This is a genomic window from Prevotella sp. Sow4_E9_plate (assembly GCF_052116205.1).
Taxonomy (GTDB): domain Bacteria; phylum Bacteroidota; class Bacteroidia; order Bacteroidales; family Bacteroidaceae; genus Prevotella.
Genome location: NZ_JBQKLN010000032.1, coordinates 1 through 26,313, shown reverse-complemented (window position 1 = coordinate 26,313; position 26,313 = coordinate 1). Strand labels below are relative to the sequence as shown.

Annotated in this window: 19 protein-coding genes; 10 read left to right on the top strand and 9 right to left on the bottom strand. The window is 46.0% G+C overall.

Translation table 11 applies throughout. The features are described 5' to 3' along the window. Positions 1 to 3 precede the first annotated feature (3 nt). Together ACTQ53_RS12015 and ACTQ53_RS12010 are read right to left on the bottom strand one after the other, a co-directional pair. Positions 4 to 621: a cytidylate kinase-like family protein gene (locus ACTQ53_RS12015; protein WP_295346419.1), complete on the bottom strand. Its 618-nt coding sequence runs from the start codon at positions 619 to 621 to the stop codon at positions 4 to 6. A 26-nt stretch (positions 622 to 647) separates the two neighbouring features. Then, entirely contained in the window at positions 648 to 2,021 is a 1,374-nt protein-coding gene (locus ACTQ53_RS12010) for an MATE family efflux transporter (RefSeq protein ID WP_441933149.1), read from the bottom strand. A gap of 247 nt (positions 2,022 to 2,268) precedes the next feature. Between ACTQ53_RS12010 and ACTQ53_RS12005 the strand changes: the two genes are divergently transcribed. From ACTQ53_RS12005 to ACTQ53_RS11980, 6 genes are all read left to right on the top strand, one after another. Next, on the top strand, positions 2,269 to 3,726 hold the full coding sequence (locus tag ACTQ53_RS12005) for a S8 family peptidase (RefSeq protein WP_441933148.1): 1,458 nt from the start codon (positions 2,269 to 2,271) through the stop codon (positions 3,724 to 3,726). Between the two features lie 244 nt (positions 3,727 to 3,970). Further along, a complete protein-coding gene (gene xseA / locus ACTQ53_RS12000; RefSeq protein ID WP_294972287.1) occupies positions 3,971 to 5,281 on the top strand; it encodes an exodeoxyribonuclease VII large subunit in 1,311 nt (436 codons plus the stop codon). 34 nt (positions 5,282 to 5,315) lie between these two features. Continuing rightward, positions 5,316 to 5,510: an exodeoxyribonuclease VII small subunit gene (gene xseB / locus ACTQ53_RS11995; RefSeq protein WP_089544660.1), complete on the top strand. Its 195-nt coding sequence runs from the start codon at positions 5,316 to 5,318 to the stop codon at positions 5,508 to 5,510. Between the two features lie 311 nt (positions 5,511 to 5,821). Continuing rightward, positions 5,822 to 6,838 (top strand): branched-chain amino acid aminotransferase, encoded by a 1,017-nt coding sequence (locus tag ACTQ53_RS11990; protein ID WP_153079366.1) that lies wholly within the window; start codon positions 5,822 to 5,824, stop codon positions 6,836 to 6,838. 149 nt (positions 6,839 to 6,987) lie between these two features. Then, complete coding sequence (locus ACTQ53_RS11985; RefSeq protein WP_441933147.1) at positions 6,988 to 7,221, top strand: hypothetical protein; 234 nt, start codon at positions 6,988 to 6,990, stop codon at positions 7,219 to 7,221. A gap of 3 nt (positions 7,222 to 7,224) precedes the next feature. Next, positions 7,225 to 7,674 carry a PIN domain-containing protein gene (locus ACTQ53_RS11980; protein ID WP_441933146.1) on the top strand — a complete coding sequence of 150 codons (450 nt, stop codon included), beginning with the start codon at positions 7,225 to 7,227 and terminating at the stop codon, positions 7,672 to 7,674. 458 nt (positions 7,675 to 8,132) lie between these two features. Here ACTQ53_RS11980 and ACTQ53_RS11975 read toward each other — a convergent pair whose 3' ends face one another. Beyond that, entirely contained in the window at positions 8,133 to 10,259 is a 2,127-nt protein-coding gene (locus tag ACTQ53_RS11975; RefSeq protein ID WP_441933145.1) for a glycosyl hydrolase 115 family protein, read from the bottom strand. 161 nt (positions 10,260 to 10,420) lie between these two features. Here ACTQ53_RS11975 and ACTQ53_RS11970 point away from each other — a divergent pair, with 161 nt between their 5' ends. Further along, on the top strand, positions 10,421 to 11,521 hold the full coding sequence (locus ACTQ53_RS11970; protein ID WP_217761458.1) for an Mrp/NBP35 family ATP-binding protein: 1,101 nt from the start codon (positions 10,421 to 10,423) through the stop codon (positions 11,519 to 11,521). Positions 11,522 to 11,930: 409 nt separating this feature from the next. Here the strand turns inward: ACTQ53_RS11970 and ACTQ53_RS11965 are convergent, their stop codons facing one another. The 5 genes from ACTQ53_RS11965 to ACTQ53_RS11945 form a co-directional block, all read right to left on the bottom strand. Continuing rightward, entirely contained in the window at positions 11,931 to 13,196 is a 1,266-nt protein-coding gene (locus ACTQ53_RS11965; RefSeq protein WP_441933144.1) for an ABC transporter permease, read from the bottom strand. Positions 13,197 to 13,273: 77 nt separating this feature from the next. Continuing rightward, positions 13,274 to 14,437 (bottom strand): ABC transporter permease, encoded by a 1,164-nt coding sequence (locus ACTQ53_RS11960; RefSeq protein ID WP_294971785.1) that lies wholly within the window; start codon positions 14,435 to 14,437, stop codon positions 13,274 to 13,276. A gap of 5 nt (positions 14,438 to 14,442) precedes the next feature. Then, positions 14,443 to 15,426 (bottom strand): HlyD family secretion protein, encoded by a 984-nt coding sequence (locus tag ACTQ53_RS11955; RefSeq protein ID WP_153122223.1) that lies wholly within the window; start codon positions 15,424 to 15,426, stop codon positions 14,443 to 14,445. A gap of 145 nt (positions 15,427 to 15,571) precedes the next feature. Further along, positions 15,572 to 17,080: a TolC family protein gene (locus ACTQ53_RS11950; RefSeq protein ID WP_441933143.1), complete on the bottom strand. Its 1,509-nt coding sequence runs from the start codon at positions 17,078 to 17,080 to the stop codon at positions 15,572 to 15,574. A gap of 170 nt (positions 17,081 to 17,250) precedes the next feature. After that, positions 17,251 to 18,159 (bottom strand): FimB/Mfa2 family fimbrial subunit, encoded by a 909-nt coding sequence (locus ACTQ53_RS11945; RefSeq protein WP_294971792.1) that lies wholly within the window; start codon positions 18,157 to 18,159, stop codon positions 17,251 to 17,253. Positions 18,160 to 18,402: 243 nt separating this feature from the next. On the opposite strand from ACTQ53_RS11945, the gene ACTQ53_RS11940 reads away from it, so the two are divergent. From ACTQ53_RS11940 to ACTQ53_RS11930, 3 genes are all read left to right on the top strand, one after another. Further along, entirely contained in the window at positions 18,403 to 19,215 is an 813-nt protein-coding gene (locus ACTQ53_RS11940) for a Cof-type HAD-IIB family hydrolase (protein WP_441933142.1), read from the top strand. A 185-nt stretch (positions 19,216 to 19,400) separates the two neighbouring features. Beyond that, positions 19,401 to 22,604, top strand: coding sequence for a SusC/RagA family TonB-linked outer membrane protein (locus ACTQ53_RS11935; protein WP_441933141.1), 3,204 nt, complete (start codon positions 19,401 to 19,403; stop codon positions 22,602 to 22,604). A gap of 21 nt (positions 22,605 to 22,625) precedes the next feature. Then, entirely contained in the window at positions 22,626 to 24,260 is a 1,635-nt protein-coding gene (locus tag ACTQ53_RS11930) for a RagB/SusD family nutrient uptake outer membrane protein (protein WP_441933140.1), read from the top strand. Between the two features lie 861 nt (positions 24,261 to 25,121). On the opposite strand, the gene ACTQ53_RS11925 is transcribed toward ACTQ53_RS11930, so the two are convergent. Further along, positions 25,122 to 25,787 (bottom strand): B3/B4 domain-containing protein, encoded by a 666-nt coding sequence (locus ACTQ53_RS11925; RefSeq protein WP_441933139.1) that lies wholly within the window; start codon positions 25,785 to 25,787, stop codon positions 25,122 to 25,124. Positions 25,788 to 26,313 lie beyond the last annotated feature (526 nt).

Below are 26,313 nucleotides of genomic sequence, written 5' to 3'. Positions count from 1 at the left end.
ATATTATAAGTTAAATTTCTTTCTGATGAATTCTGCAATAAACTTGGCTGTCTCTTCGATTCCCAGATGGCTGCTGTTGATGCAGAGGTCGTAGCTTTCGCTGTGGCCCCACTTCTTGCCTGTATAGTAATCGTAGTAAGAGGCGCGCTGCTCCTCGTGGCTTTCGATAAACTTGCGAGCGGAGGCTCTGTCGATGTCCTTTCGCTTGCAGACTGCCTTGATGCGGTCGTTGATATTGGCTGTGATGAAGATGTTGATTACATTCTTGTAGTCACGGAGCACATAATCGGCGGTTCTGCCCACGAAAACGCAGTTGCCCTGATCGGCAGCCTTCTTGATGGCGTCGCTCTGGAATTTATATAAGCCTTCCTGTGAGAAGTCGTTATGATAAAAGTTGTTATCGCTAAGGAATGGCAGATGAGTATGGAAGAGAGACTTGAAGAATCCCTTCTGCTCATCGTTCTGCTCGAAGAATTTCTCGGAGAATCCGCTCTCCTTGGCTGCCAGGTTCAGCAGCTCACGGTCGTAGCATTTGCAACCGAATTCTTCCGCCAGCTTCTCGGCGATGATATGGCCGCCGCTTCCTATCTGGCGACCTACGTTTATGATAATCTTGGTCATAAGTATAAAATTTTAGCTGTTAACTGTTAACTGTTAACTTTCATGTTTTCTCTATGTTGTCTTTTCAACTTGTTCATGTACCACACCATCACGATGGCAGCGATGACTGCGGCTGAGAAATCGGAGATAGGCATACTGTACCATACACCGTCAATATCCCATATCATCGGCAGGAAAGCCAGGAGCGGCAGAAGAATGAGCAACTGTCTCGAGAGCGAGAGGAAGATGCTGATCTTCACCTTTCCGATGCACTGGAAGAAGTTGGTGATAACCATCTGGAAACCGATGACCGGGAAGCAGAACATCACCACTCTGATTGCCTTGATGCCCAGGTCTATCAGCTGCTTATCGGTCGTGAACATTCTTGCGCAGTAGTAAGGCAGGAACATCGCTATCAGCCATCCTACCACCATGATGGCGGTGGCGGCAATGATGCTCAGGTTCAGTACGCGCATCAGTCGGTCCAGTTTCTGGGCTCCATAGTTGTAGCCTGCAATAGGCTGCATTCCCTGGTTAACGCCGAACACAAACATCACGAACACCATCGCAATACCGTTGGCTATTCCGTAGGCACCTACAGAGAGGTCGCCTCCGAATCTTACCAGCTGGTTGTTGATGAAGATAACGATGATGCAGGCGCATACGTTCATCAGGAAGGGCGAAATGCCGATGGCAAGTATATTATCCACGAGTTTTCTCTTCAGTTTGTAGATGCCTTTCTTGAAGTGGAGCAGCTCATTCTTGTTGCTGAAGAGCTTGAACTGCCACATCATAGCCATCAGCTGCGATAGGATGGTGGCGATGGCGGCGCCCTGTATTCCCCATTTGAACACGAGGATGAAGAGGGCATCCAGTATCACGTTCATCACCACCGTGAAGATGGTGGCGTACATTGCCTGCTTGGGCTTGCTCGCCGCCCTGAGCAGGGCGTTCATGCCGAAATACATGTGGCTCACCACATTGCCCAGCAGGATGATGACCATGTACTCGTGGGCATAGACGAGTGTCTGGTCGCTGGCTCCGAAGAATCTCAGGATAGGGTCGAGGAAGAGCAGACAGATGATGCTCAGTCCGATACCGATGATGAGATTCAGTGAAATCGTGTTACCCAGAATGTTCTGCGCTGTGGTATAATCCTTTTGTCCCAACTTCACGCTGATGGCTGTAGACGCTCCTACGCCCACACCGGCTCCGAAGGCAGCGGTGAGGTTCATGAAGGGGAAGGTGATGGCAAGTCCTGAGATGGCCATGGCTCCCACACCCTGACCGATGAATACTCGGTCTACGATGTTGTAGAGCGAAGAGGCTGTCATGGCAATCATCGCCGGCAAGGCGTATTGAACCAGCAGCTTGCCCACAGGCTTGGTACCTAATTCTAATGTCGCTTGTTTATTTTCCATTTATATCTGTTTTTTGCCTCATAGCCCATCGCCTGCTGCTTTCAGAAAGCAGCAGCGTCGACTACTTGTCTGCAAAAGTACAAAAAATATCTGATACCTTATTATATATATAAGAAAAACTTGCATTTACTGATAAAAACTTCCCTTTTCTTTTGGAGTTTTCGTACAAATTCTGTACTTTTGCACTTTAGAATAAACAATAACAATAAACAATGACAGCCGGCGAATCAAGCCGGATTGACCTATAATGATGAAAAAATATTTAATGCTATATGCATTCTTAATGACCACCCTTTCATTGCTGGCTCATGATGACAGGGTTACAAATTTTGAGCAGATGATGCGGTTGCCTCGCATCACGGAGACTGATATGGTGTCTTTCCCTGGTGGCAAGTGCATGATGTATCGTCTCTATCTCAAGGATAAGGATTTGATGAATACGCCTTATTCCGTAGAGCGTCCGGAGGAGTTTCTCTCTTCCCGTTCCATAGAGCGCCGCAAGCGTCAGGGGCTTCCCGTCGACGTGACCGACCTGCCCGTAGCTCCTGCCTATCTCAAGGCCGTGAGCGATGCGGGCATTGAGATTGTGGGCAAGAGCAAGTGGAACAATACTCTGCTGGTCCGCATCCACAAGGAGAAGGAACTGCGGAAACTGGAGGGATTGGATTTCATCACCCAGACCCGGAAGGTCTTTGAGGCGCCCGATTCCGTTACCCAGCGTGTGCGTTCTTCTGTTAGAAAGGGAAATAACGACTGGACGAGCGATGCTTCCGGCGAATACGGTGCGGCTAAGGATCAGCTGAAAGCCCTGAATGGCGAGAAACTCCATGCCAATGCCTATCGGGGCAAGGGCTTGATGATAGCTGTCTTTGACGGTGGATTCATGAATGTGGATAAGATTCCGGCGCTTCATGGCATTCATCTGGCAGGCATCCGTGATTTCGTGGTGCCTGAATCAAAGAATGTCTTTGCTGAGATGGAGCATGGAACGATGGTCCTCTCTACGATGGCTGCCAATCTGCCTGAAGTTTATATCGGTGTGGCTCCGGATGCGCAGTATCTGCTGGTGCGTTGCGAGGACGAGCGCACGGAGAGTCTTGCCGAGGAGGATTACTGGGCTGAGGCTGCGGAATATGCTGACAGCTGCGGTGTGGATATTATCAATTCCTCCCTGGGTTATCATGGTTTTGATGATGCGAAGATGAATCATCATTATTATGAGCAGGATGGAAATACGGCCCTTATCTCGCGTTCGGCTTCGATGTGTGCCGATAAGGGAATCGTCTGCGTCAACTCTGCCGGAAACGACGGTATGGGCAGTTGGAAGAAGATTAATTTCCCTGCCGATGCCAAGGATATTCTTACCGTAGGAAGCATCAACGAAATGGGGATGAATGCGGCTTTCAGTGCCGTAGGACCTACGGCTGACGGAAGAATCAAGCCTGATGTGATGGCGTATGGTAGTCCTACTGCGGTGATTACGGGCAGGGGAAGCATCATCAATGATAACGGTACTTCGTTCTCCTCTCCGCTGATTGCGGGCATGGTGGCCTGTCTCTGGCAGGCGCTCCCCCACAAGACTGCCAAGCAGATTATCAAGCTCGTGAGATTGGCTGGCAACAACCAGCAGCACCCCGATAATGTCTTCGGCTACGGTGTTCCTGATTTCTGGAAAGCTTATCAAACGGGGAAAGCGATTAAGTAGGCACGGAGAAAAAATAAGGCACTGAGAAGAAAGAATAAGGCACTGAGAAGAAAGAATAAGGCACGGAGAAAAAAGAATAAGGCACGGAGAAGAAAGAATAAGGCACTGAGAAAAAAGAATAAGGCACGGATTACACGGAGGCTCGCGCCCTTGTTCTCTGATAAAAAATCCGTGTAATCCGTGTAATCCGTGCCTAAAAAAATACCGTGCCCCAAAAATAATTCAGTGCCAAAAATATAAGAGTATGAAGCAAAGATTGTCTCTCTATGAATTAAACTCGATAGTCAGCGAAATCATTTCGATGTCCTTGCCCGACAGCTATTGGGTGGAAGCGGAACTCTCTGAGGCTCGCGAGGGCTATGGTGGGCACTGCTATCTGGAGCTCATCGAAAAGGACGAGCGCTCCAATACGCCGATAGCCAAGGCGCACGCCGCCTGCTGGCGAAACCGATGGATGCTCATCAAGCCGAACTTCGAACGGATCACCGGACAGCGCATTCATGCAGGCATGAAGGTGCTCCTCAAGGTTCATGCACAGTTTCATGAGAACTACGGCTTCTCATGGATTGTAGACGATATCGACCCCAACTATACGATGGGAGATATGGCACGCAAGCGGTTGGAAATTATCAATACGCTGAAGGCTGAGGGCGTTTTCGAACTCCAGAAGGAGCTGGTGCTCCCGATGTTCTGCCAGCGCATCGCCGTCATTTCGAGTGCCACGGCTGCCGGATATGGCGATTTCTGCAATCAGCTTGCCGATAACGACTATGGTTTGCAGTTCACCACCCGTCTCTTTCCTGCCACGATGCAGGGCGAAGGGGTGGAGCAGAGTGTCATCGCAGCCCTGGACTGCATCAATGCCGAATGGGAGGAGTTCGATTGCGTGGTCATCATCCGAGGTGGAGGAGCCACCAGCGACCTTTCCGGTTTCGATACTCTGGCGCTTGCCGAGAATGTGGCGAATTTCCCGCTGCCTATCATCACGGGAATTGGACATGAGAGGGATGAGAGTGTGCTTGATATGATTTCCTTCCAGCGTGTGAAGACGCCTACGGCTGCCGCTGCCTTCCTCATCAATCATCTTACCGAGGTCTATGCCCGGGTGATGAATGCGCAGGAGGCTATCGTGCAGAACGTGAAGCACCGGCTGCAGGTGGAGAAGATGAGACTTGAAAGGTTGAGCAACACCATTCCGGTTCAGTTCTCGCTGGTAAAGACGCGGCAGGGGGCTTATCTCGACCGTCTGATGAGTCGTCTCAGTTCGAATGTCCAGTCGAAAGTTTCGAATGCCCAGCGCAAGTTGGAGATTCTCTCGCAGAACATCCAGCCGGTATTGGAAAGAAAAATGCTCAACGAGAGTCATCGTCTGCAGCTCCTCTCTCAGCGCATTCAGGCGCAGGACCCCGAGTTGTTGCTGAAACGTGGCTACAGCATCACGCTGAAAGATGGCAAGAGCATCCGTTCTGCCTCAGAACTGAAGAGTGGCGATATCATTGAAACGAGGTTCGCCGAGGGCAATGTGAAGTCGGAAGTGCAAAATATCCACTGTTAACTGTTAACCTGTTAACTCCAAACAAAATTAAATTATGGCAAAAGAAGAAATGAAATATGAGCAAGCCGTAAGAGAGCTTGAGCAGATTGTAGAAAGAATGGAGAATGATGAGCTCGATATCGACCAGCTCTCCGAGCAGTTGAAGCGTGCCAAGACCCTGGTGAAACTCTGCAAGGACAAACTCACCAAGACCGATGAGGAAATCAAGAAGCTCCTTAGCGAAGATTAATTCCCCCTCTCACCAGTTTCGGCGGATTTCAAATCCGCAGGAACGCCTACGGAGGATTGAAGCCCCCGCTTGTTTCGGCGGATTTGCAATCCGCCGCCGTACAGGTAACTATTGCGGATTTGTAATCCGCTAAAAGGACCGGCGCAAGAATAAAATAGCCCATAAATTTGGTAAAATTATGCCTTAATATGGCAGAAATGAATAAAATGATAACGTTTTCACTAAAAAGATTGCAAAATAGTTGCAGATTAATAGAATATTTTGTACTTTTGCATTCAAAATATTAGTAGAACATTAAAAATATAGATGTTATGAAAGACTTAGATTGGTCTAATTTGTCATTTGGTTATCGCCAGACTGACTACAATGTTCGCTGTTACTATCGCGACGGCAAATGGGGCGAAATAGAAGTTTGCTCTGATGAGTATTTGAAATTGCACATGGCTGCAACCTGCTTGCACTATGGTCAGGAGGCTTTCGAGGGCTTGAAGGCTTATCGTTGCCCAGACGGCAAGGTGCGCGTGTTCCGCATGGACGAGAACGCTAAGCGCTTGCAGAGCACATGTCGTGGCATTCTGATGCCAGAGGTGCCTACAGAAATGTTCGAGGAAATGGTGAAAAAGGTGGTCCGCCTCAACCAGGAGTGGATTCCTACCTATGAGAGCGGTGCTACGCTCTATATCCGTCCGCTGCTCATCGGTACAAGTGCTCAGGTGGGCGTGCATCCTTCTAAGGAGTATTGCTTCCTCATCTTCGTAACTCCAGTGGGTCCATACTTCAAGGGTGGATTCTCTACCAACCCATACGTCATCATCCGCGATTTCGACCGCTCTGCTCCTCTCGGAACAGGTATCTATAAGGTGGGTGGAAACTATGCTGCTTCCCTCAGAGCCAACAATATTGCTCACGAGAAGGGTTATGCCTGCGAGTTCTATCTCGACGCCAAGGAGAAGAAATACATGGATGAGTGTGGTGCTGCCAACTTCTTCGGTATCAAGAACAATACATACGTTACTCCTAAGAGTACCTCTATCCTCCCATCTATCACCAACAAGAGCTTGATGCAGCTGGCTGAGGATCTCGGTATGAAGGTAGAGCGCCGTCAGATACCTGAGGATGAGCTGGATACATTCGAGGAGGCTGGTGCATGCGGTACAGCTGCCGTAATCAGTCCTATCAGCTACATTGACGACTTGGATACTGGCAAGCGCTACAACTTCGGTGAGAAGCCAGGTCCTATCTCTAAGCACCTCTATGATACCCTCCGTGGAATCCAGTATGGTACCATCGAGGACAAGCACGGTTGGACAACCGTAGTTATTGAGTAAAAACCAATAAGAGATAATATTTCGTTCAGAGCACTTTGAGGAGTTTTCGCTTCTTGGAGTGCTTTTTTTAGCTTTTTCCCTTGGAGTTTCATAAAAATATCGTATCTTTGCCCACAGAAAATATAACTTCTTAAAAGAAAGGAAAGATTATGCAGACAACTATCAACATATCATTGGATGTACCTCAGTCTTATCAGTTGGATACATTGAAGCAGGAGCTGACAGAGTATGCTAAGAAATTAGTGGCTAAAGCTAAGCCTAAGGCAAAGGCTAAGGCTGAAAAACAGCATTACGCTTTTGAGGCTTTGCGTGGATTCGCCCAGACAGATGCTTCGGACGAAGAATTGTTGGATGAATATTTAGAGGATAAATACGGAATATAGCTCATGAAAGTTTTTTTAGATACAAATATATTCATGGAGTTTGTGGCTCATCGTAAGCAGGAAACTCTAACATTTACTATTTTTGAGGCTATCAAAAAAGGTAAATTCACTGCTGCTGTTTCTGTTGGCGGTATGTACACTATTGCGTATTTATTGACTCGTGTCTTTAAGAAAAGAAATATTCATCAGCCGGAGTTAAATGAAAAAGTTAGATTTGGACTTAATGGCTTGATCGATTTGGCTGAGGTTATAGATTGTTCTCAAAATACAATTCTGGAAGCTATCAATGACGAGCGCTTTACCGACATAGAGGATAGTTTTCAGTATCATTGTGCCTTGCAGAATGATTGTGATGTTCTGTTGACTATCAACATCAAAGATTATAAAAACGTATTAGGACAAAGACCGGAAGTTTTGACTCCTGAGGAATTTGTTGAGAAGTATCTCGAATAAAATACCATAGCCTTTCAGCATTCCCCCTTGCTGAGAGGCTTTTTCTTTTTAAGGCAAGAGAGGTGGTTAACAGAGTTAACAGTTAACAGCTGTTTTTTCCTACCTCCCCCTCGCGTACCTTATATAATAATAAATATATATATACTTATTTTTATATGTGTAGGGGTGGGGGTATGCATTTTTGGGGTGTTAACTGTTAACCCTGTTAACCCTGCCCCTCTTTCGTGCTTACTCTATGCTTCCTGATGGTCAACTCATAGAGATGGGAGGGAAGAAACTATGAGTTAGTGTATTTAATGTATTTTTGCCTTTATTATTGCTTGGTAAGCAGGAACGGAAGCGCTGTTTAACCGTCTCTTATGTAGAGCCTTAGCCATCATTTATGGCAAGCCCTGGTCATCATTTGTGGCAAGCCTAGACCATAAAAGAAGCCCCTGCTTTGAAGCAGAGGCTTGTATTTATCTCGATACTGGGAATACATAATATTCTCTATCCACATCAAAATCCACTACCCACTGGTCGATAATCACGTTATCATCCAATGCCTTGATTTCGATGGTGTGGTTGCCGCTAGACAGCGTAACATAGAAATTCTTGAGGGATTGACCCCTCCAATGATCGAATTTCCATTCCTTTGAATTGAAAATTTCCTTCATCTGGCACACTACCGGCTCGGCACGATCTATGCTCACGCTTACCCTCATGTTCTTCACATTTTCCAGATAACTTGGTATTACAGCCAGCGTAAATCTCGCATCCCCGCTCTTTCTGCAATAGAAAGTATAGTTGAGCGTGGCTCCCTTAGGCAGTTTAACGGCCTTGTTGCTGTGTCCCAGGAGCGGAATCAACTTGATGCGCTCAGCGTCCTTTCCCTGGCTCTGAGGGGCGTTATAGCCCTTTTGCCACTCATAGGCATTCTTGGCGATGATGTCGTTGGTGTAGGTAGAGAGCGCGAGGAAATCGGTATTCCGGTTGAAGGCATCTGCCATCAGCGATTTGATTTCGTTGGCTCTGAGCGTGCCCGGCAGCTGCGGAGCCTGCATCTCTGAGGCTTTGTTGTCGATGAAGTTCGCCCATTTCCCCTTGCCAATCCTGGCGTAATAGGCATTGAGCTGCTTCAGCGTATTGTAGGCGTTGAGGCTGACGGCTGCTGCTGTCTTCGCTTCATCGTCCTTGTAGAAAAGTCCCGGACGGGCGATTTGGCGGGCTTCCTGCGCCTCTAATTCCTTCTCGGCGATAAGGGCTGCAGAGAAGATAGGATACTTCACAATCTCGAAGAAACCGTCTTTCTGACCGGCTGGCAGGGTACGCTCGATGGCTACAGCCTTCGCCTTCAGCTGTTCGAAATAGTAGAGATGGCGCTCCAGCTCATTGCCGAACTCTCCCGAATGGAATTCTGTATCGCCGTAAGGCATGATCATATAAGCCGGCTGGCGGATGCTGGTAAGGCGATAGTATTCTTCCATCAGAGGCGCGATTTTCTTGCCTGTAGCGGCTCCAAAAAGGTTGCTGAGCCAATTGTCCAGATAGCTCTTGCAATCCTTTGTCAGCGCGTTTTTATCCCATGCCAGATCCATCATCATCGACAGTTGCAGCGATGCTGTCAGCGGATTGGATATGTTGGCTATCCAGGCGCAATCCTCGTCGTTGTGGACTGTAGAGCGGTGCGATTTGTTGCGATGACCGTTCTTGGTCTCCAGGTAATCCCTGTTGTTCAGCATTTCGAGCAGCAGTCCCGGAGCCGTTTGTCCCATCTCCATCTGGCTGTTGTCGCAAACCATCTTCACGTTCTCGATGGTCTTTCTGCGCTTCTTCTTGTGCTTTTTGCCCGTCAGTTCCGTCACCTTGTAGTTGTCCGCCAGACAGATGTCAAAGCTGTCTACGACGGCTTTATTATAGGCAGCATCGTGCTTTCCGTCTACCTTCCAGAGGGTGTTGCATTTCAGTCTCAGCATCAGTCGTGCGATGCGGCTATAGTTCTTCGGGTTCATCCATTGGCTTCCGTTGAGCGCCAGTCCTCTGAATTCTATTCTCGGAATCTCCAGCCATTCCTGCTTGGAAGGGGTAGAGATGGAGCTGTGTGGCTGAGGCTGAAGGTCGTGCCACGCCATGAAGGGAGTGACGCCAGCCAGCTGAGACAGCTGCATGATGGCGTAGGCGGTGCCTCGGGCGTTGCTTCCTACCACGATGAGGCGGTTCTTCCTCACTCCGATGTAGAAGGCGTCCTTGGCGGTTATGAACTGATGCAGCGGAATCTTGAGTTTTTCAACAGCTGAAAATTCCTTGTTCGAAAGTAAATCGAGCTGATAAATCTGTATCGGAGCATTCGATTTCTCCCTAGCTTCTAAGCCGGTAATCGCTTTCATGTCGTTGGCAAACTCTCTGAGCGCTATTTTCACCACGGGTGCCTTTGTGGCGTTGATGGAGTAGGTCACTCTGCCGTTGCTGTCGGTCCAGTAAACCTTTGGGGCAACGGTCTGTGCTTCTGTTTTCTTGCTTCTGTTTGAGGTTAGGGCATTGACAGGAAGGCAAGAGAAGCAGGCCAAGGTCAATGCAGCACCTATAATAATCTTTTTATAGTTCATTTCTTTGCGTTTTAAACGGGTTGGTCGTGGATAAGTGTGAAATCTCCACATTTCTCTAATCTGCAAAGATACATAAAAGTGTTTAATATCTGAAATTATTTAGTTTTTATTTGCTTATTACATTATTTATTGTTACTTTTGCACAAATAAACAGAAGAATTATGACATTATATCCGAAATTAATAGAAGAGGCTCTTGCTACGGTCATCTACCCGGGTACGAAGAAGAACCTCATCGAGAGCGAGATGCTGGCTGATACGCCTAGCATCAATGGTATGAAGGTGAAGGTGGTCTTGCTCTTCCCTCGTGATACTGATCCTTTCCTGAAGAGTACCGTGAAGGCGGCTGAGGCTGCCATCCATTATCATATCTCCAAGGAGGTTGAGGTTGAGATAGTTACTGAATTCAAGTCGGCTCCTCGTCCTGAGGTGGGCAAGATGCTGCCACAGGTGAAGAACGTCATCGCTGTAAGCTCCGGTAAGGGTGGAGTAGGCAAGAGTACCGTTTCTGCCAATCTCGCCATTGCCCTGGCTAAGCTGGGCTATAAGGTGGGTTTGCTCGATACTGATATCTTCGGTCCTTCCATGCCTAAGATGTTCGGTGTTGAGGAGGAGCGTCCTTATTCTGTTCACAAGGACGGAAGAGACCTCATCGAACCTATCGAGAAATATGGCGTTAAGCTCCTGAGTATCGGTTTCTTCGTAAGTCCTACCACGGCTACTTTGTGGCGTGGCGGTATGGCTTGCTCTGCCTTGAAGCAGTTGATTGCTGATGCTGACTGGGGCGAGTTGGATTACTTCATCCTTGATACTCCTCCTGGCACAAGCGATATTCATCTTACTCTGCTCCAGACGCTTGCCATCACGGGTGCGGTTATCGTAAGTACTCCTCAGCAGGTGGCTCTGGCTGATGCCCGTAAGGGTATTGACATGTATCAGAATGACAAGGTGAACGTGCCAATCCTCGGTCTTATCGAGAACATGGCTTACTTTACTCCTGCTGAGTTGCCTGAGAATAAGTATTATATCTTTGGTAAGGAGGGCTGCAAGAATCTTGCCAAGGAGATGAACGTGCCATTGCTTGCCCAGATTCCTATCGTCCAGAGCATCTGCGAGGGTGGAGATGATGGTGCTCCTGCTGCAACCAAGGTTGATTCCATCACCGGTCAGGCTTTCCTGAGCCTTGCCCAGAGCATCGTGACAGTGGTGAACCGCAGAAATGCCGAGAAGGCTCCAACCAAGATTGTAAGTACACACAAGTAGTAAATATCCTATTTGATAAGGGTATAAAATAAAAAGCTAGGATTGCCCTCAAGCAGTCCTAGCTTTATTTTTATCAGAGGAGTTAACAGGTTAACAGTTAACAGCTGTTTTTTGCATGGTCACCCCTGGCGTCCTGCCGGATTTGCAATCCGGCATTAAAAAATGTCCTAACCTATTTAGGCTCTGCGGATTTGCAATCCGCAGCAAAGGAGTATGCTTTACCTTATGTTGGGGGATTGTAAATCCCCGGTTTTAATAGGTCGAACTTTTTTTACGGCGGATTTCAAATCCGCCGGGACGCCTGGCGGGGGTGCGCTTTTGACACCCCCTTTTTTCTCAGGAGTTAACAGGTTAACAGTTAACAGCTGTTTTTTGCATGGTCACCCCGAAATTATGAATTATACATTATTCATTGTACATTATTAACGATTTCTTCCGCCTCATCCTCTTCTTCTGCTACTTCAGCTGTAAGATTTGCCTTGAGTCTTGCAGAACGCAGTTGCTGCCTGAAAACCAGGCAGGTAGCCAGGAAATAGACGCCCGTCTGTATCCAGAGCGCCCTGAATTCCGGAAGAATATCAGCAAGAGATGCTCCCATACTGCTGATTCTGAGGAATCCCCGGATGCCGAAAGTGGATGGGAAAACCCACGAAAATCCTTGCCAAAAGCCCGGAATATTGCTCTGTGGCCATGAAATTCCCGTCATAAAAAGCAATGGAACGGAGGTAAATACCACCAGAAGCATCACGTTTTCACGATATTTTACCAGACATGACAGCATAAAACCGAAGAAAATGCACGATAGGATATAAGGCAAGAGGAAACCAAGAATGGTGGTCCACGTTACCATGCTGACAAATCCGAACAGTTTCGGAACTACCAGCGTAAGATACATTCCCATCACGGCATAAACCATGAAATAAACCATCGCCTTACCGAAAACGATGCGGAAAATACCGCCATAATGCTTGCTTACCGGTATCAGTTCGCGATTTCTGTTCGTTTCTCTTGATGTTCCTGCCGCCATTCCGATGCCCAACAGCATGGTTTGCTGCAGAATCAGCACCAGAACACCCGGAAGAATCGCATTTCCGTATCCCCCGGTTGTGTTGAAAATCGGAACCTCATCGAAAGCCAGCGGCTCGGTGGTAATCTCATCGTCTCTATTCGTGAATCCGCCACCTTTAGAAATCTGAATGCCCGAATTGATATGGCTTGCCACGCCCTGCGCCGTCTGATAAATTGCCTTATAGGTAAGCATCAGACTCATATCGCAATAAACGCCCACATGCGCCTGTTCGCCACGATTCAGCTTGGTGTCGAAATCGGAAGGAATATAGATGATTCCATGCACAGCCTGCTTCTGTACCAGCTGCTTCGCCTCATCAAGACTGTTGCAGTAATACGTTGCCTTGGCATCAGGAGAGGCATCGTAATCGCGGATAAACTCGCGGGAAGTATGGCTGTGGCTGAGGTCGACAATCGCCGTATCCACCTCTCTCACCACCTCGTTGTTGTAAATCCACGAGTAGAGCAGCGGATAGCCCAGCGGCACCAGGATACAGAAGATGAGCACACCCTCGTCACGGAACACATTGCGCATTTCCGTCTTCCAGATGAAGCACATGTCCCAGATACCATTGATAATCTTATATAGTAAACTACTTTTTAACATTGAACTCTTTAACTTTGAACATTGAACTTTATGATTCGTAAAGCTGTTGAATTCTTCGTTCTTCACTCTTCACTTTCCTACGGCAGGTACTTGTAAACCAGCATTGCCTTCTTGATGTTCCAGATAGTGAGCATTGGCAGGGCACAGAAGAGCACCATCGCACCCCAGTGCAATACTGCATCGCTCATCGGGAAACCATTGAAGATGTTCATCTGGTAAATCATGTAGTAATGGCGCATAGGGAAGAGCTGTCCGATGGCCTGGATAGGCGAATCCATGGCGAAGAGCGGATAAGTGGCTCCGCAGATGGAGAAACTAACCACGCCCCACAACGAACAGATACTCATCGACATACGGAGCGAAGGCATCAGTCCGAAGGCAAAAATGCCAAAGCACTGGCAGGATAATACGCTCAGAATGCCCAGCAGGATGATAGGCAGCGCACCGCCCGGATGAGGGAAATCCAGTACATGATAGATATAGAACTCGAACAGCAGGAAGATGCTCAGGAAGATGAGCGTCTGAGGAAGCATCTTGCCGGCGATGGCGAGATAAGGATTGTTGTTCGCCATTCGCATCCAGTCTTTTGCCCGGTTGAATTTCAACTCCGTTCCTATAGAATAAGGTGTGATCAGGAAGATGAACAGCATGATGAGTCCCGGCACCATCACCGTGGAGAGATAGTAGTTGTAGTTGGCATATGGATTGCCTATCATGTGCAAATCTACAGCAATAGGCTGCAGAAAGGTCATGATTTCATCATTCGTCTTTCCCAGTGCCGACAGCTTCGCCATTCCTGCCGCTGCTCCTCCCAGGGTAGAAATGGTCTTCAAGTCGCGGAAGAGCAGGGAGCCTGCCGCCAGCGACACGCTGCTGTAGTAGAAGGAAATCTTAGGCTGTTTCTGAGCCATCAATCCTGCCTCCGTTCCGTTAGGAATCACCAGGAAGGCATAGATTTCGTTCTTCTGGATAGCATGTCTTGCCTCAGCTATGTTCTCATAGTGAGCCACCACCTTGGTGGTCTGGAAAGCGTCGAGCTTATGCACCAGCTGGCGGGAGGTATGAGATTTGTCCTGGTCAACAATGCCCACAGGCATGTCGGTAGGCACACCTCCCTGCATCAGGGTAGTGAAGAAAATCACCACCACGATGGGGAAGATGACCATGCAGAAGAGATAGATAGGATTCTTCCACATGATGCCGCATTCTCTGAGGGCAATATGATATAATCTCTTGAACATAGAAGTTATTTAATGATGAGTGACATTCCCGGGCGCAATCCTTCGAGCTTGGTGATAGGACGGGCCTTTACCTCGAAAGTCTTGCGGTCGTAATCGCCATTGTCCTTGGTTGCCTTCCAGGTTGCGTATGAACCCTGGTCCTTCAGGTAATAAACCTTCATCTTGATATCCTTGTTGAAGGCTGGGACGAAAGCGGTAAATTCATCACCCTTGTTCAAGCCCTGGAGATGGTCTTCGCGGACATTGAAGGTTCCCCACATATCGCTCATGATAGAGATGCTCATGATAGGAGAACCAAGACCCACCAGCTCGCCTACCTTTGGATAGACATTGCTTACCTCGCCTTCGCACTGGGCAATCTGAACCGTCTCCTTCAGGAGATTCTTCACTACATCCACGGCGCTCTTGGAAGCCTGGGTGTTGTTGGCAGCCATGCGCTTCTCCTGCTCACGTGCTCCGTTCTTGGCCATTTCATACTGGCTCTTGGCTGCAGCCACCTGAGCCTCTGTTGCCTTGTAGGCTGCGAAAGCCTCATCGCGCTTCTGACCGCTGATGACGCCCTCGTTGTAGAGGTTCTGCATGCGGTCGTAAGTCTTCTTGGCGATGGTTGCAGCAGCTTCTGCCTGCTGAACCAGCTGATAAGCACCCTGAATTTGCTCCTTGCGTGCACCGGCATCGGTCAAATCCTTCATGGCTTCTGCCGCAGCATTGGTTGCCTGAAGCATCTGCTCCTGTGATTTCATCTCAGGAACTTCGAGGATGGCGAGAGTATCGCCTACGTGAACATAGTCGCCCTCCTTCACTCTCAATTCTACTATACGGCCAGGCAACTTGCAGGATACTCTGTATTCTGAAACTTCTACCTCGCCCTGGATGGTGTCGTCCTTCTGTTCCAAGGTAAAGAAACCGATGACACCCACTAGGATAACTACCGCCGTAAATCCGATGACAGCGAGTAATATGTTGTTATGCTGTGATTTCTTAGACATTTTTATCTGAATTTGAATTTTAAAAAACTTCTTTTATAAAGATGAAACTGAGGAAAAAATCCCCCCTCTAGTCACCGTTAAATCCGATTCCATCGGATTTCCGCCCCCAGGATTTCCGCCCCCAGGATTTCTGCCCCCGGTGCCGTTATTGCAGGATACCGAGCGCCTTGTTGAGCCCAACCTGTGTCAGCTTCACGTCGATTTCGGCGTCAATCTTCTGGCTCTGAGCCTGTTGCCAGGCAGTCTGTGCAGCCATCACATCGGTAACCTCCATTACGCCTTCCTTGAATCCGAGGTTGGCGCATCTGAGGTTTTCCTCAGCGCTGGCAATGTTTCTCATCGCCATATTGAGCTTCTTCTGAGCTTCCTTCACCTTGAACTGGCTCTGCGCAATCTGAAGGTGAATCTTCTCGCGCGTATCATCCAGGTTCATCTGGGCGATATTGGTGGTTGCCTTAGATGCTCTCACCTTATAGGCGCAGTCAAACCAGTTCCATACTGGCACCTGGACGATGATTCCTACGTTCCATACTCCTGTGAATTTCTTCTGGAATCCATTGAAAACATTAGGATTTGAAATGGTGTAGCCACCGGTCAGAGCTACATGTGGCATGTAGATGGCTCTCACCAGATTGGTAGCCTGCTTGGAAATATCGAGTGCATTCTGGAGCATTCTCAATTCCGGACGGGTATTCATCGCTGAGTCGGCAGCTGCTACTCTTTGCTGTTCTGTGTCGACAGGTGTTCCTGAAAGAGCCAAGGTCTCCTTATCTTCATCAGCAAGTGTGATTTCCTGATTCATCGGGATTCCGCAGAGCTGGCAGAGCAGCATCTTGGAAAGAGCCAGTCCGTCTTCTGCCTGAGTCATCTTCATCTCTGCCTCGTTCACCTTTACGTCTACCTTCAAGCCGTCAGCCTTCGTCGCAACACCCTGCTTGATCATCTTGTGAACATCATCATTGAGCTTCTGTACCAGGTCGCGGTAACTGGTGGCTAGCTTATGCTTCTGTTTGAGCGAAACTGCCAGCCAGTAAGCCTGGTCGATGGCGTAGAGAGTCTGCTGGGTCTGATGATCCAGATCGTTCTCAGCTATTTCTTCTCCGATGTCGGCAATCTTGTTGGCTGCAATAATAGCACCGCCCATATAGATAGGCTGTCTTACCATCACGCTTCCTGCCCACATGTTTCGGGTGTCAGTTTTGAAAGCATCCACTACATTTTGTCCGATAGCATTGCCCTGCTGCTGGACAGAAGCCAATTTATCAGAAAGCAAGTCTCCTATCTTCTGTGCCTGTTCTGGCGTCAAGATGCCCTGACCAACCAACTGTCCCATCAGATTGCTGGCATTCCCTGAGATTCCACCAGCTAGAGTGGAACCCAAATTGCTGAATGCTGCTTTCTGATCACTGTTCAGCAGGGAAATCTCTTTGCTGAACCATTCATATCCACCCAAGGCGTCCACCTTAGGCAAGTATTTCGTGCGTGCCGATTTCTTCAGGTTATACGCCACGTCTTTCTTGAGCTTCGAGGCATTGATCTGCTTGTTGTTGCGCAGAGCCATAGCACGGCAACTGTCGAGACTTAACGCTTGCGCTTGTGCCCCGGCAGGAATCAATGCTCCCATCATCATGAAAATAGTTATTATTTTTTTCATCCTTATATAATATTATATAATATCGGATGCAAAATTATCGAATTATTCTTAAATATCAAAGAAAATTTATTTATGAAATCTTTAAGAAATAAAAAAAATCTTATATTGTGGAAAAATGGAACATACATCATAGTTTTCCTACTATGATGCATGTTACTTTTTCCCTTTTCTCAGAAACGTACAACGGTTTCTTCACCCCAGTCGGCATCAACCGTTAAGCCTACATTTCTGTCATCGTCTTCATCTAAACTTCCGCCTGATGATTTCGTAAGCGAAATGTCTGTCTTGATGATTTCGTTTCTTTTCATCTTTAAATCAGACTTGGTAAAGGTTTTGATGGCATGGGCATCGGCATCTAAGATGCTGATGGTCATCTTGATAGCCTTGTTCTCTTCGTGCGGGAAAGTATATACGGTGAAGTCTCTGTTGTTGTCTGTGAAATTGAAGATTTCCGTCTGCCGACTGTTTACACAGCCATATCCCGTGGTTGCATCCAGCGTACTGCTTCCTCCGGTATAGTAGAACTTGATGCTCCTGACTTCTTCCGGAATCGTTTCGTCAGTAATATGAAGCTTGAAGGCTGCTACGGCTCGCTGCAGCTTCACATCTGCCTCTACCTTATCGCTCTTGATGCTCAATCTGCCATAATAATAAAAGGTGTCGGTAAGCTTGTTGCTCGTGAATTTTACCTTTTCGGGCACACTCATCGTGCAGTTGCCCTTGCCGCTATGGGCAATGACAACGAGTCTGTATTCGCCTTCATCCAGACTGAAACTGGCAATGCCGAAATTCGCGTCATCGCTGGTTTGGTTGATGGTCTCTATTTTCTCTTCGCCATCAAAGACCACAAAGGAAACTCTGGAACATACATCCTGGAGAGCTGTTCCCGAAGTTGTTGCCTTGGTAACTTTTCCGATAGTGCGGTTCTGAACTTGGTGTATGCGCACCGTTACGTTGGCGTTTGCGTCATGTGTTGAGCTTTGGCCCGATTCATCGAGAGAAAACTTTTCGCATGAAGTGAACGTCGCTACTAGCATCAAAATGATTGCTGCCAATAATTTGTAGCATTCCTTCTTCATAGTTTTCTTGTTAGTTAGCTTTCTTCCTTTTGCATGAATCAAGAATTTTTCCTGTGCATGGAAGTCATTGCAAATTTACATTTTTTATTTGATGATTGCAAGTAAAATCAAATAATTCTTTATATTTTTTGTGAATTATCCGTTTTTTTGTAATTTTGTACCCGATAATAAGTGTTTTTTTATGATTACACCTTATTATATATATAGCATTATTATAATAAAAGGAAAATTATTGTATGATATATGGATAAGAAAGAGAATAAAAAGGTGAAGGCTTTGTTCTTCGATATTGATGGCACTTTGGTGAGTTTCAAAACCCACAGGATTCCGCAAAGCACGGTAGATGCCTTGGAACAGGCAAAGAAGAATGGGGTAGAGATTTATATTTCTACAGGTCGCCCAAAGCAGATTATCAATAATCTTGGTCAGATAGAGCATCTCATCGACGGTTACATCACAACCAATGGTGCCCGCTGTTTTGTCCAGGATACGGTGGTGAGTCAGCATGCCATCCTTCCTTCGGATGTGAAGAAGATCATCGATGCTGCTGATAGAGACAACTATCCTGCCATCGTGGTAAGCGAGAGCCGTTTTGCCATCCATCATTATACCGACGAGGTTTATGAGATTTTCTGCAAGGGACTGGGAGTGGATAGCAGTATCTTCATTACGGATGTAAACGATTTGGGCGAAGAGCCAATTCTGCAGGTCACTCCTTTCTGTACCGTAGAGCAGGAAGCGCTCCTGATGCCTACGCTCGAAAACTGCACTTCCGGCAGATGGCATCCTGCCTTTACTGACATCACGGCGCGTGGAGCCGACAAGGGAAAGGGACTTCATGCCATGGCTGATTATCTGGGTTTGAACATTGAAGAAACCATGGCTTTCGGTGATGGCGGCAACGACATCTCCATCATCAAGGAAGCTGGAGTGGGTGTGGCAATGGGCAATGCCGGCGAAGATCTGAAGCAGGTAGCCGATTTCATTACCACCCATGTGGATGAAGATGGAGTGAAGAATGCCCTCATCAAGTATGGTGTTATTGCTGAAAACTAACATTTTGTTGTCTTTAGTCATAAAAATCTATCTAAAAGTTGGGAAATATGCAGAAAATATGTAAAAAGTAGGGAAAAGTGCACTTTGACTTGCATTTTGTTAGCTAAAAATTTGTTTATTTTATAAAAAGAGTGTATCTTTGCATCCGATAATTGTAAGTTGTTTAATTTTTAGAGAGAGAAATTATGACAAAAAGACTAACCATGTTAATGGGAGGGCTTGTTCTTTCAACAGGAATGGCTCTCGCGCAGACTGCTGTTACAGGTAAGGTAACTTCTGCAGACGATGGTTCTCCAGTTGTTGGTGCTTCCATCAAGGTAGTTGGTACCAATACAGGTACTGTTACTGATATTGATGGTAACTTTACCTTGAATGTGCCTGCAAATTCAACTGTAGAGGTAACATACTTGGGTATGTTGCCAAAAAAGATGAAGATAGCCAAGAATATGAAGGTTATCTTGGATCCGGACAATCAGGCTTTGGATGATGTCTTGGTCATCGCTTATGGTAAGACCAAGAAATCAGCTTTTACCGGTTCTGCTGCTGAAATCAAATCTGATGAGATTTCTGCTCACGTTACTTCTACTGCAACAAGTGCCTTGGTGGGTAAGGTTGCTGGTATTCAGGCTACATCTTCTTGTGGTGAACCAGGTAGCAGCCCTGTAATCCGTATTCGTGGTATTGGCTCTGTCAGTGCCAGCTCTGCACCTCTCTATATTGTGGATGGTGCTCCTTACGAAGCTGGTATTTCTAACATCAACCCTGCTGATATCGAGAGCATTTCTGTTCAGAAGGATGCTTCTGCAAGTGCCATCTATGGTGCCCGTGGTGCTAATGGTGTTATCATTATCACTACCAAGAAAGCACGTGATGGCCAGGATGCCCGTGTTACTTTCGATGCTAAGTGGGGTTCTAACTCTCGCTTGATTCCTCAGTACGACGTAATCTCTGACCCTGCTCAGTATTATGAGACTCATTTCAAGGCTATGTATAATTCTCAGTATTATCATGGCAAGACTGCTGATGAGGCTTATGCTTACGCTTGCAAGAACTTGTACAATACTAGCAATAAGGGTCTGGGTTATCAGGTTTACACCATACCTGCCGGCGAGCAGTTGATTGGTCGTGATTTCAAGATTAATCCTAATGCTACCTTGGGTTACAGCGACGGTACTTATTACTATACTCCTGATAACTGGTATGATGAGACTTATCACAACTCTTTCCGCCAGGAATATAATGCTCACGTAACTGGTTCATCTGGTAAGATGAATTATTTCGCCAGTGGTGGTTACTTGCAGGATGGCGGTATCGTTGACAACTCTGAGTTGAAGCGTTATACTGCTCGTGCAACTGTAGACTATCAGGCAAAGAAGTGGTTGAAACTTTCTACCGGTTTGAGCTATACTCATACTGATTCTGAGTCTCCTTCCTATGATGATTCTTCATGGGCAAGTTCTGGTAACTTGTTCTATGTAACCAACTCTATGGGTCCTATCTATCCGCTTTACGTACGTAATGCTGATGGTTCTATCAAGATGGAGTCTGGACGTAAGGTGTATGATTCTAACCAGACAAATTTCGTTCGTCCTTCTGTGATTGGTAATGCTGTTCGTGATAACGAATACAACAGAAGTAAGACTTTCAAGGATATCTTCCAGGGACAGTGGGATGCTCAGATTACTCCTATTGAGGGATTGGTATTGGATGCTAACTTGAATGTCTTTGTTGACAATATGCGTTGGAATGGTTTGTATAGCCAGTTCGGTGCCAGCTTAAGTACTGATGGTGGAACTGCAGTAAATGCAACTCGTACCTTCACCAATAACCAGCGTTTTACTGCCAACTATGACAAGACTTTGGCTGAGGTTCATCATTTCAATATTCTGGTTGGTTATGAGCAGTATAAATATAAGTACCAGTATCTCTATGGATACAATGACCACCTCTATGATCCATTTATCGGTGAGTTGGATAATGCATGTGGTACAAGCCAGAAGAGTGTTTCTTCCTACACAGACAACTATATGACAGAAGGTTTCTTCGGTCGTTTGATGTATGATTACAATGATAAGTATTTCTTGAATGCTTCTCTTCGTCGTGATGCTTCTTCTGCTTTCGCTCCAGGTAACCGTTGGGGTACATTCGGTAGTATTGGTGTGGCTTGGCAGATGAACAAGGAGAACTTCCTGAAGGATGCAAAGTGGATTGACCTCTTGAAATTGAAGGTAAGCTACGGTTCTGTCGGTAATGATAACTTGGGTAGTTATTACTATTGGGCTGATCGATATACTACATCGTATAACGAATCCACCAAGCAGTATTCTATCACCATGTCTCAGAAGGGTAATGATAAACTGACTTGGGAAACCCATGACGACTGGAACCTTGGTGTTGATTTCGGCTTCTTCAAGAATCGTTTGAGTGGTACTATCGAGTATTATCATCAGAAGACAAAGGACTTGTTGTTGGCTAAGACTCTTCCACTGTCTTCAGGTATTTCAGTATCTTCTTACTATACTAATATTGGTTCTGTGGTAAACCGTGGTTTCGAGTTCTCATTGCAGGGTACACCTATCAAGACCAATGATATTCAGTGGGATTTGAACTTCAATGCTACATTCAACCATAATGAGATTACTGAACTTGACCCTTCTATCGATGAAGGTGGTTTGAAATATAGCTATCAGATCCTGAAGGTAGGTGGTTCTGTATACGAGGCTTATATGAAGAAGTATGCTGGTGTAAACCATGAGACTGGTGAAGCACAGTGGTATAAGGATGTTACTGATGATAAGGGTGTTACAACTCAGGAACTTACAACAGATATTACTGAGGCTACATCTTATGATTTGGGTACAACATTGCCTACTGTAGTGGGTGGTTTCGGTACCAGCCTTTCTGCTTATGGTTTCGACCTGTCTGCTCAGTTCTCTTATCAGTTGGGTGGTAAAATCTATGATGGTATGTACCAGAGCTTGATGCACAATGGTTATTCTGCCGGTAGTGCAATGCATAAGGATTTGTTGAATGCCTGGAGCGAGGATAATAAGAATTCTAACATTCCTCGTTTGAGTAATGCTGCTGGTGATGATGCAGGTTTCGACTCTCAGACATCACAGGACCGTTTCCTGACCAGTTCAAATTATTTGAGTTTGAACAACTTGACATTGGGTTATACATTCCCTAAGTCATTGATTCGTCCTCTCGCATTAAACAACCTTAGAATATATGTTGCAGGCGAGAATCTCTTCGTGCTGACAAAGCGTAAGGGCTTGGATCCAAGATACAACTACGGTTTGGGTTCTATGACCTATGGTTCTGGTTTGTCAAGTGGTAGTTATGCTTCATTGCGTTCTGTCACAGCAGGTATTTCACTTACATTCTAACAAATTTAAAAGATTTTGAATATGAAACTAGATAAGATTTCACTTTTATTGTTGGGTGCCTTGACATTAGCATCATGTTCTGATATCGACGAGCAATATCCAGAAGGAGGTAATCTGCTGGCTGACCAGAAGCAGGAATCTCAGGATGCGGTACCTTCTCGTATGGATGCAACGCTTTCTGGTATGTACACCATGATGGGTGCTCCGTATGCTGTATATGGTTCTCGTAGTGCCCGTGCTGACGATTTCGGTTTTATCTCTGCTGCCATTTCTCTGGATTTGGAGGGTGCTGATGCTACATCTGCCAACAATGGTTACAACTGGTTCTCTGCAGCCTGTGCATACTCAACCCGTAATCCAAACTATGCCAATCCATATATGCGATATACAATGCCTTATCGTCAGATAGGTGTAGCTAATGAGATTATCAATTCTGTAGATATGGCAACTGCCGAGGATGTTGCTAAGTATAAGGCTGCTCAGGCTTATGCCATTCGTGCTTTCGATTATATGTCGTTGGCTCCATACTTCCAGGGCAACTATGCTTCCTGCAAGGATCAGCCTTGCGTACCTATGATTAAGGCTGACGGCGATGCTACCAATAACCCTCGTGCTACTGTAGCTGAGGTTTATGATCAGATAATCTCTGACTTGAATATAGCTATTGACAACTTGGCTGGATATCAGCGTACAGATAAGGCTCAGGTTAACCAGCAGGTGGCTTACGGTCTTCGTGCCCGCGCCTATCTGGCAATGGGCGAATACGCAAAGGCAGCCGAGGATGCAGAAAAGGCAATGCAGGGATTCACTCCTGCTTCTATCGCTGATGTAAGTGTTCCTGGTTTCGACGATATCGAGGCTGGCAACTGGATTTGGGGCATTGATATTACAGATGCTCAGGTTTCTAGTTCTGGTTATGCAACATCAGCTTCTTGGGCTAGCTCGTTCAGTGGTGATGGTTATGCTGCTGCCTGTGGTGTTAATATGTGTATCAACAATTTGTTGTATGATAAGATTCCAGCTACCGATGTTCGTAAAGGCTGGTGGCTTGATGAGAACCTTCATTCTCCTAACTGGGCTAACCTTACTTGGGGTGGTGCCAAAGGTGATGAGATCGCATCATTGATTTTGGATGATGGTAGCAAGGTCGGATTCCCAGCTTATACCAATATCAAGTTTGGTATGAAGTCTGGTATAGGCAGTACTTTGAACAATAACGACTGGCCATTGATGCGTGTAGAAGAGATGATTCTCATCCAGGCTGAAGGTCTTGCGAAGAGTGGTAATGAGGCTAAGGCTAAGCAGGTTCTTGAGGACTTTGTCAAGACTTACCGTGATCCTTCTTACAGCGTATCTGCCAGCGGCCGTTCTTTGGCTGACGAAATCTGGTTCCAGCGTCGTGTCGAGCTTTGGGGCGAGGGCTTCTTCGTTGCTGATGCTAGACGTTTGGGTAAGAACATTGTTCGGTTCCATGCTGACAAGGAGTCTAACCTTTCTGATGCATTCCAGTTCAATATTAGCGCAGATGATCCATGGTTGAACATGAGATTCCCACAGTCTGAGACTGATAACAATAAGGGTATCGTTAATAATACTGGTGGTTCTCTTCCTGAAGCAGGACAGAATCCTGGACTTCGTGATGGAGTTACTGACTAAGGTTAAAGTGAATAATGAATGATATATAGTGTTTATAGAATGATTCTATAAAGTAAATTATAGGATATAAGGCAAAGTGATTTGCCTCGTTGTTGACCAAGTCAACACTTATATCTCTCTCGTCTTTGGGGACTGGCGGTGGCCGGTCCCCTTTTTGCGGTTGTATGGGGATAGCTGTCCGCTGTCCTGTTTTACTATTTGAAAAAAAATAAAATTCAAAAATACTCTTCACTCTTCACATTTAGTTCTTAAGTCGCTATAAATCAGGAAAATCGGTAGGTGAAGAGTGGGGCTGTCTCTTCACCACTCTTCACCTTTTAAAAGTAAGCGGCTTCTATCATGGCTTGTCCTTTGGCTTCTATCATTGCTCACTCTAAGCCTTTCTAGTGTTTTGTTTTAAGCTTCTATTAGGTTTGTTTTAAGTTTCTTTTGTTTTTAGAATAAGTTATCTTTGGACTTGTTTTGAGCCTTAGATAAACTTTACTTATGGCTCTATTAAAGTTTACTTAAGCCTTATTCCAGTTTTTATAGAAGCTCAGGATATTCTCACGGCTAAGCTGTATGAAAATCCATCGGGGTGAAGAGTGGGTGAAGAGTGGTGAAGAGACAGTCCTACTCTTCACCCATTGAATCGCCTGGTTTACAGGTGCTTAAGAGTAAAATGTGAAGAGTGAAGAGTGTTAGAGGAATTCTTCCGTATCTTTCTTCTTCCTTGTAGTTATTGAATATAATGTATCCCGATGTAACGAAAAGTGCCTTTCCATGGCAAAATATTGCTCCAGTAAGGGCAATGTTTTGCCATGGAAGGGCGCAGATTGAAACGTCCCGACGTAATTTTCTCTGCTACTGAGAGATTTTATTCTATTGGTAAATAAAATAGCTCCCTTCGTGGCTTTTACAGTATTTCTTCAGAAGGTCCAGAATGAACTCGGCATTCTCGCGCACGTGTTGCTCATCTCCATCATATCCGTTGATGAGAACCACCAGATGGGTCGTGTCAATAGTCATCTTTGTGCGTTCGTTGTCGCTGGTAGGAGTTCCTACGCCACCAATCTTGTCCCGATAAACAGGAAGACCTTCGATATTGATCATACCCCTGCCGATACCTTCGTAAGGTTCGTCTGCCTTCCCGACACCTAGTGTCAGCGTATCTCCTTCAAACTTGTCGGCATCGAAACCACCGATGCTATAACCGTATGCGATACTCGCCAAGTTGACCAAATCCACCAGCGTATCTCTTTGATAGAGTTCCTTGCCCTGCAGCATTCTTCGGATAAGGGCTTCTGAAGCCGGACGGTAACGGGATGGGTCTTTGCCACAAGCACGATAAACTTTTCGGGTTGCTGCAATTCCGCTTATCTCTTTCAGAGACTCTGTGGTGAGCGTTTCTTTGTATTTCTCACCTAGTGAATTGATTTCATCCCATAGTTCTTTGCTGTATGGAGTATTTTCTACTCTAGCTTCCACGCATGCCCCTACAAAGGTAGGGCATACTGATTCTATTTCTTCCGATACTATTATCTTCATATTCTGAATTGTATTTTTTATATGTACTGTTCTTCCATTATATTTTGACACGGCAAAATTACTAATAATATATGTAATCACCAAGGAAATGTCATTTTTTAAGTATCATTTGATGAATACTGACAATGAGTGTGCGCCCGCACGCATGCGCATTGCCTGCATGTATATAATAAAGTGAAATATCAGAAAAAATACGATAAACACAGTGGAAGTGTTAAAATACTGTTAATTTCTAAACTTTTTCTTGGAAATATTTGGTGGTTTCGGAAAATGTTCGTACTTTTGCACTCGCTTTTGAGAAATACAATATCTCAAGCATTAAAGAAAGAGTTCTTTGAAAGATTTTACATAAACAGACAAGTAGTACAAGAAGCGGTTTTGGATTACACCTTAATTATAATAGGGAGTATGAAGAGACTGGGTAAAAAGAAACGAACCGTCAAGCAATTGACAAGTCAGGTTTACTAAGCTTCAATAAACGAAAAGGATATTCGTCCTAAGTACAGACAACAAACACCGATTGCTT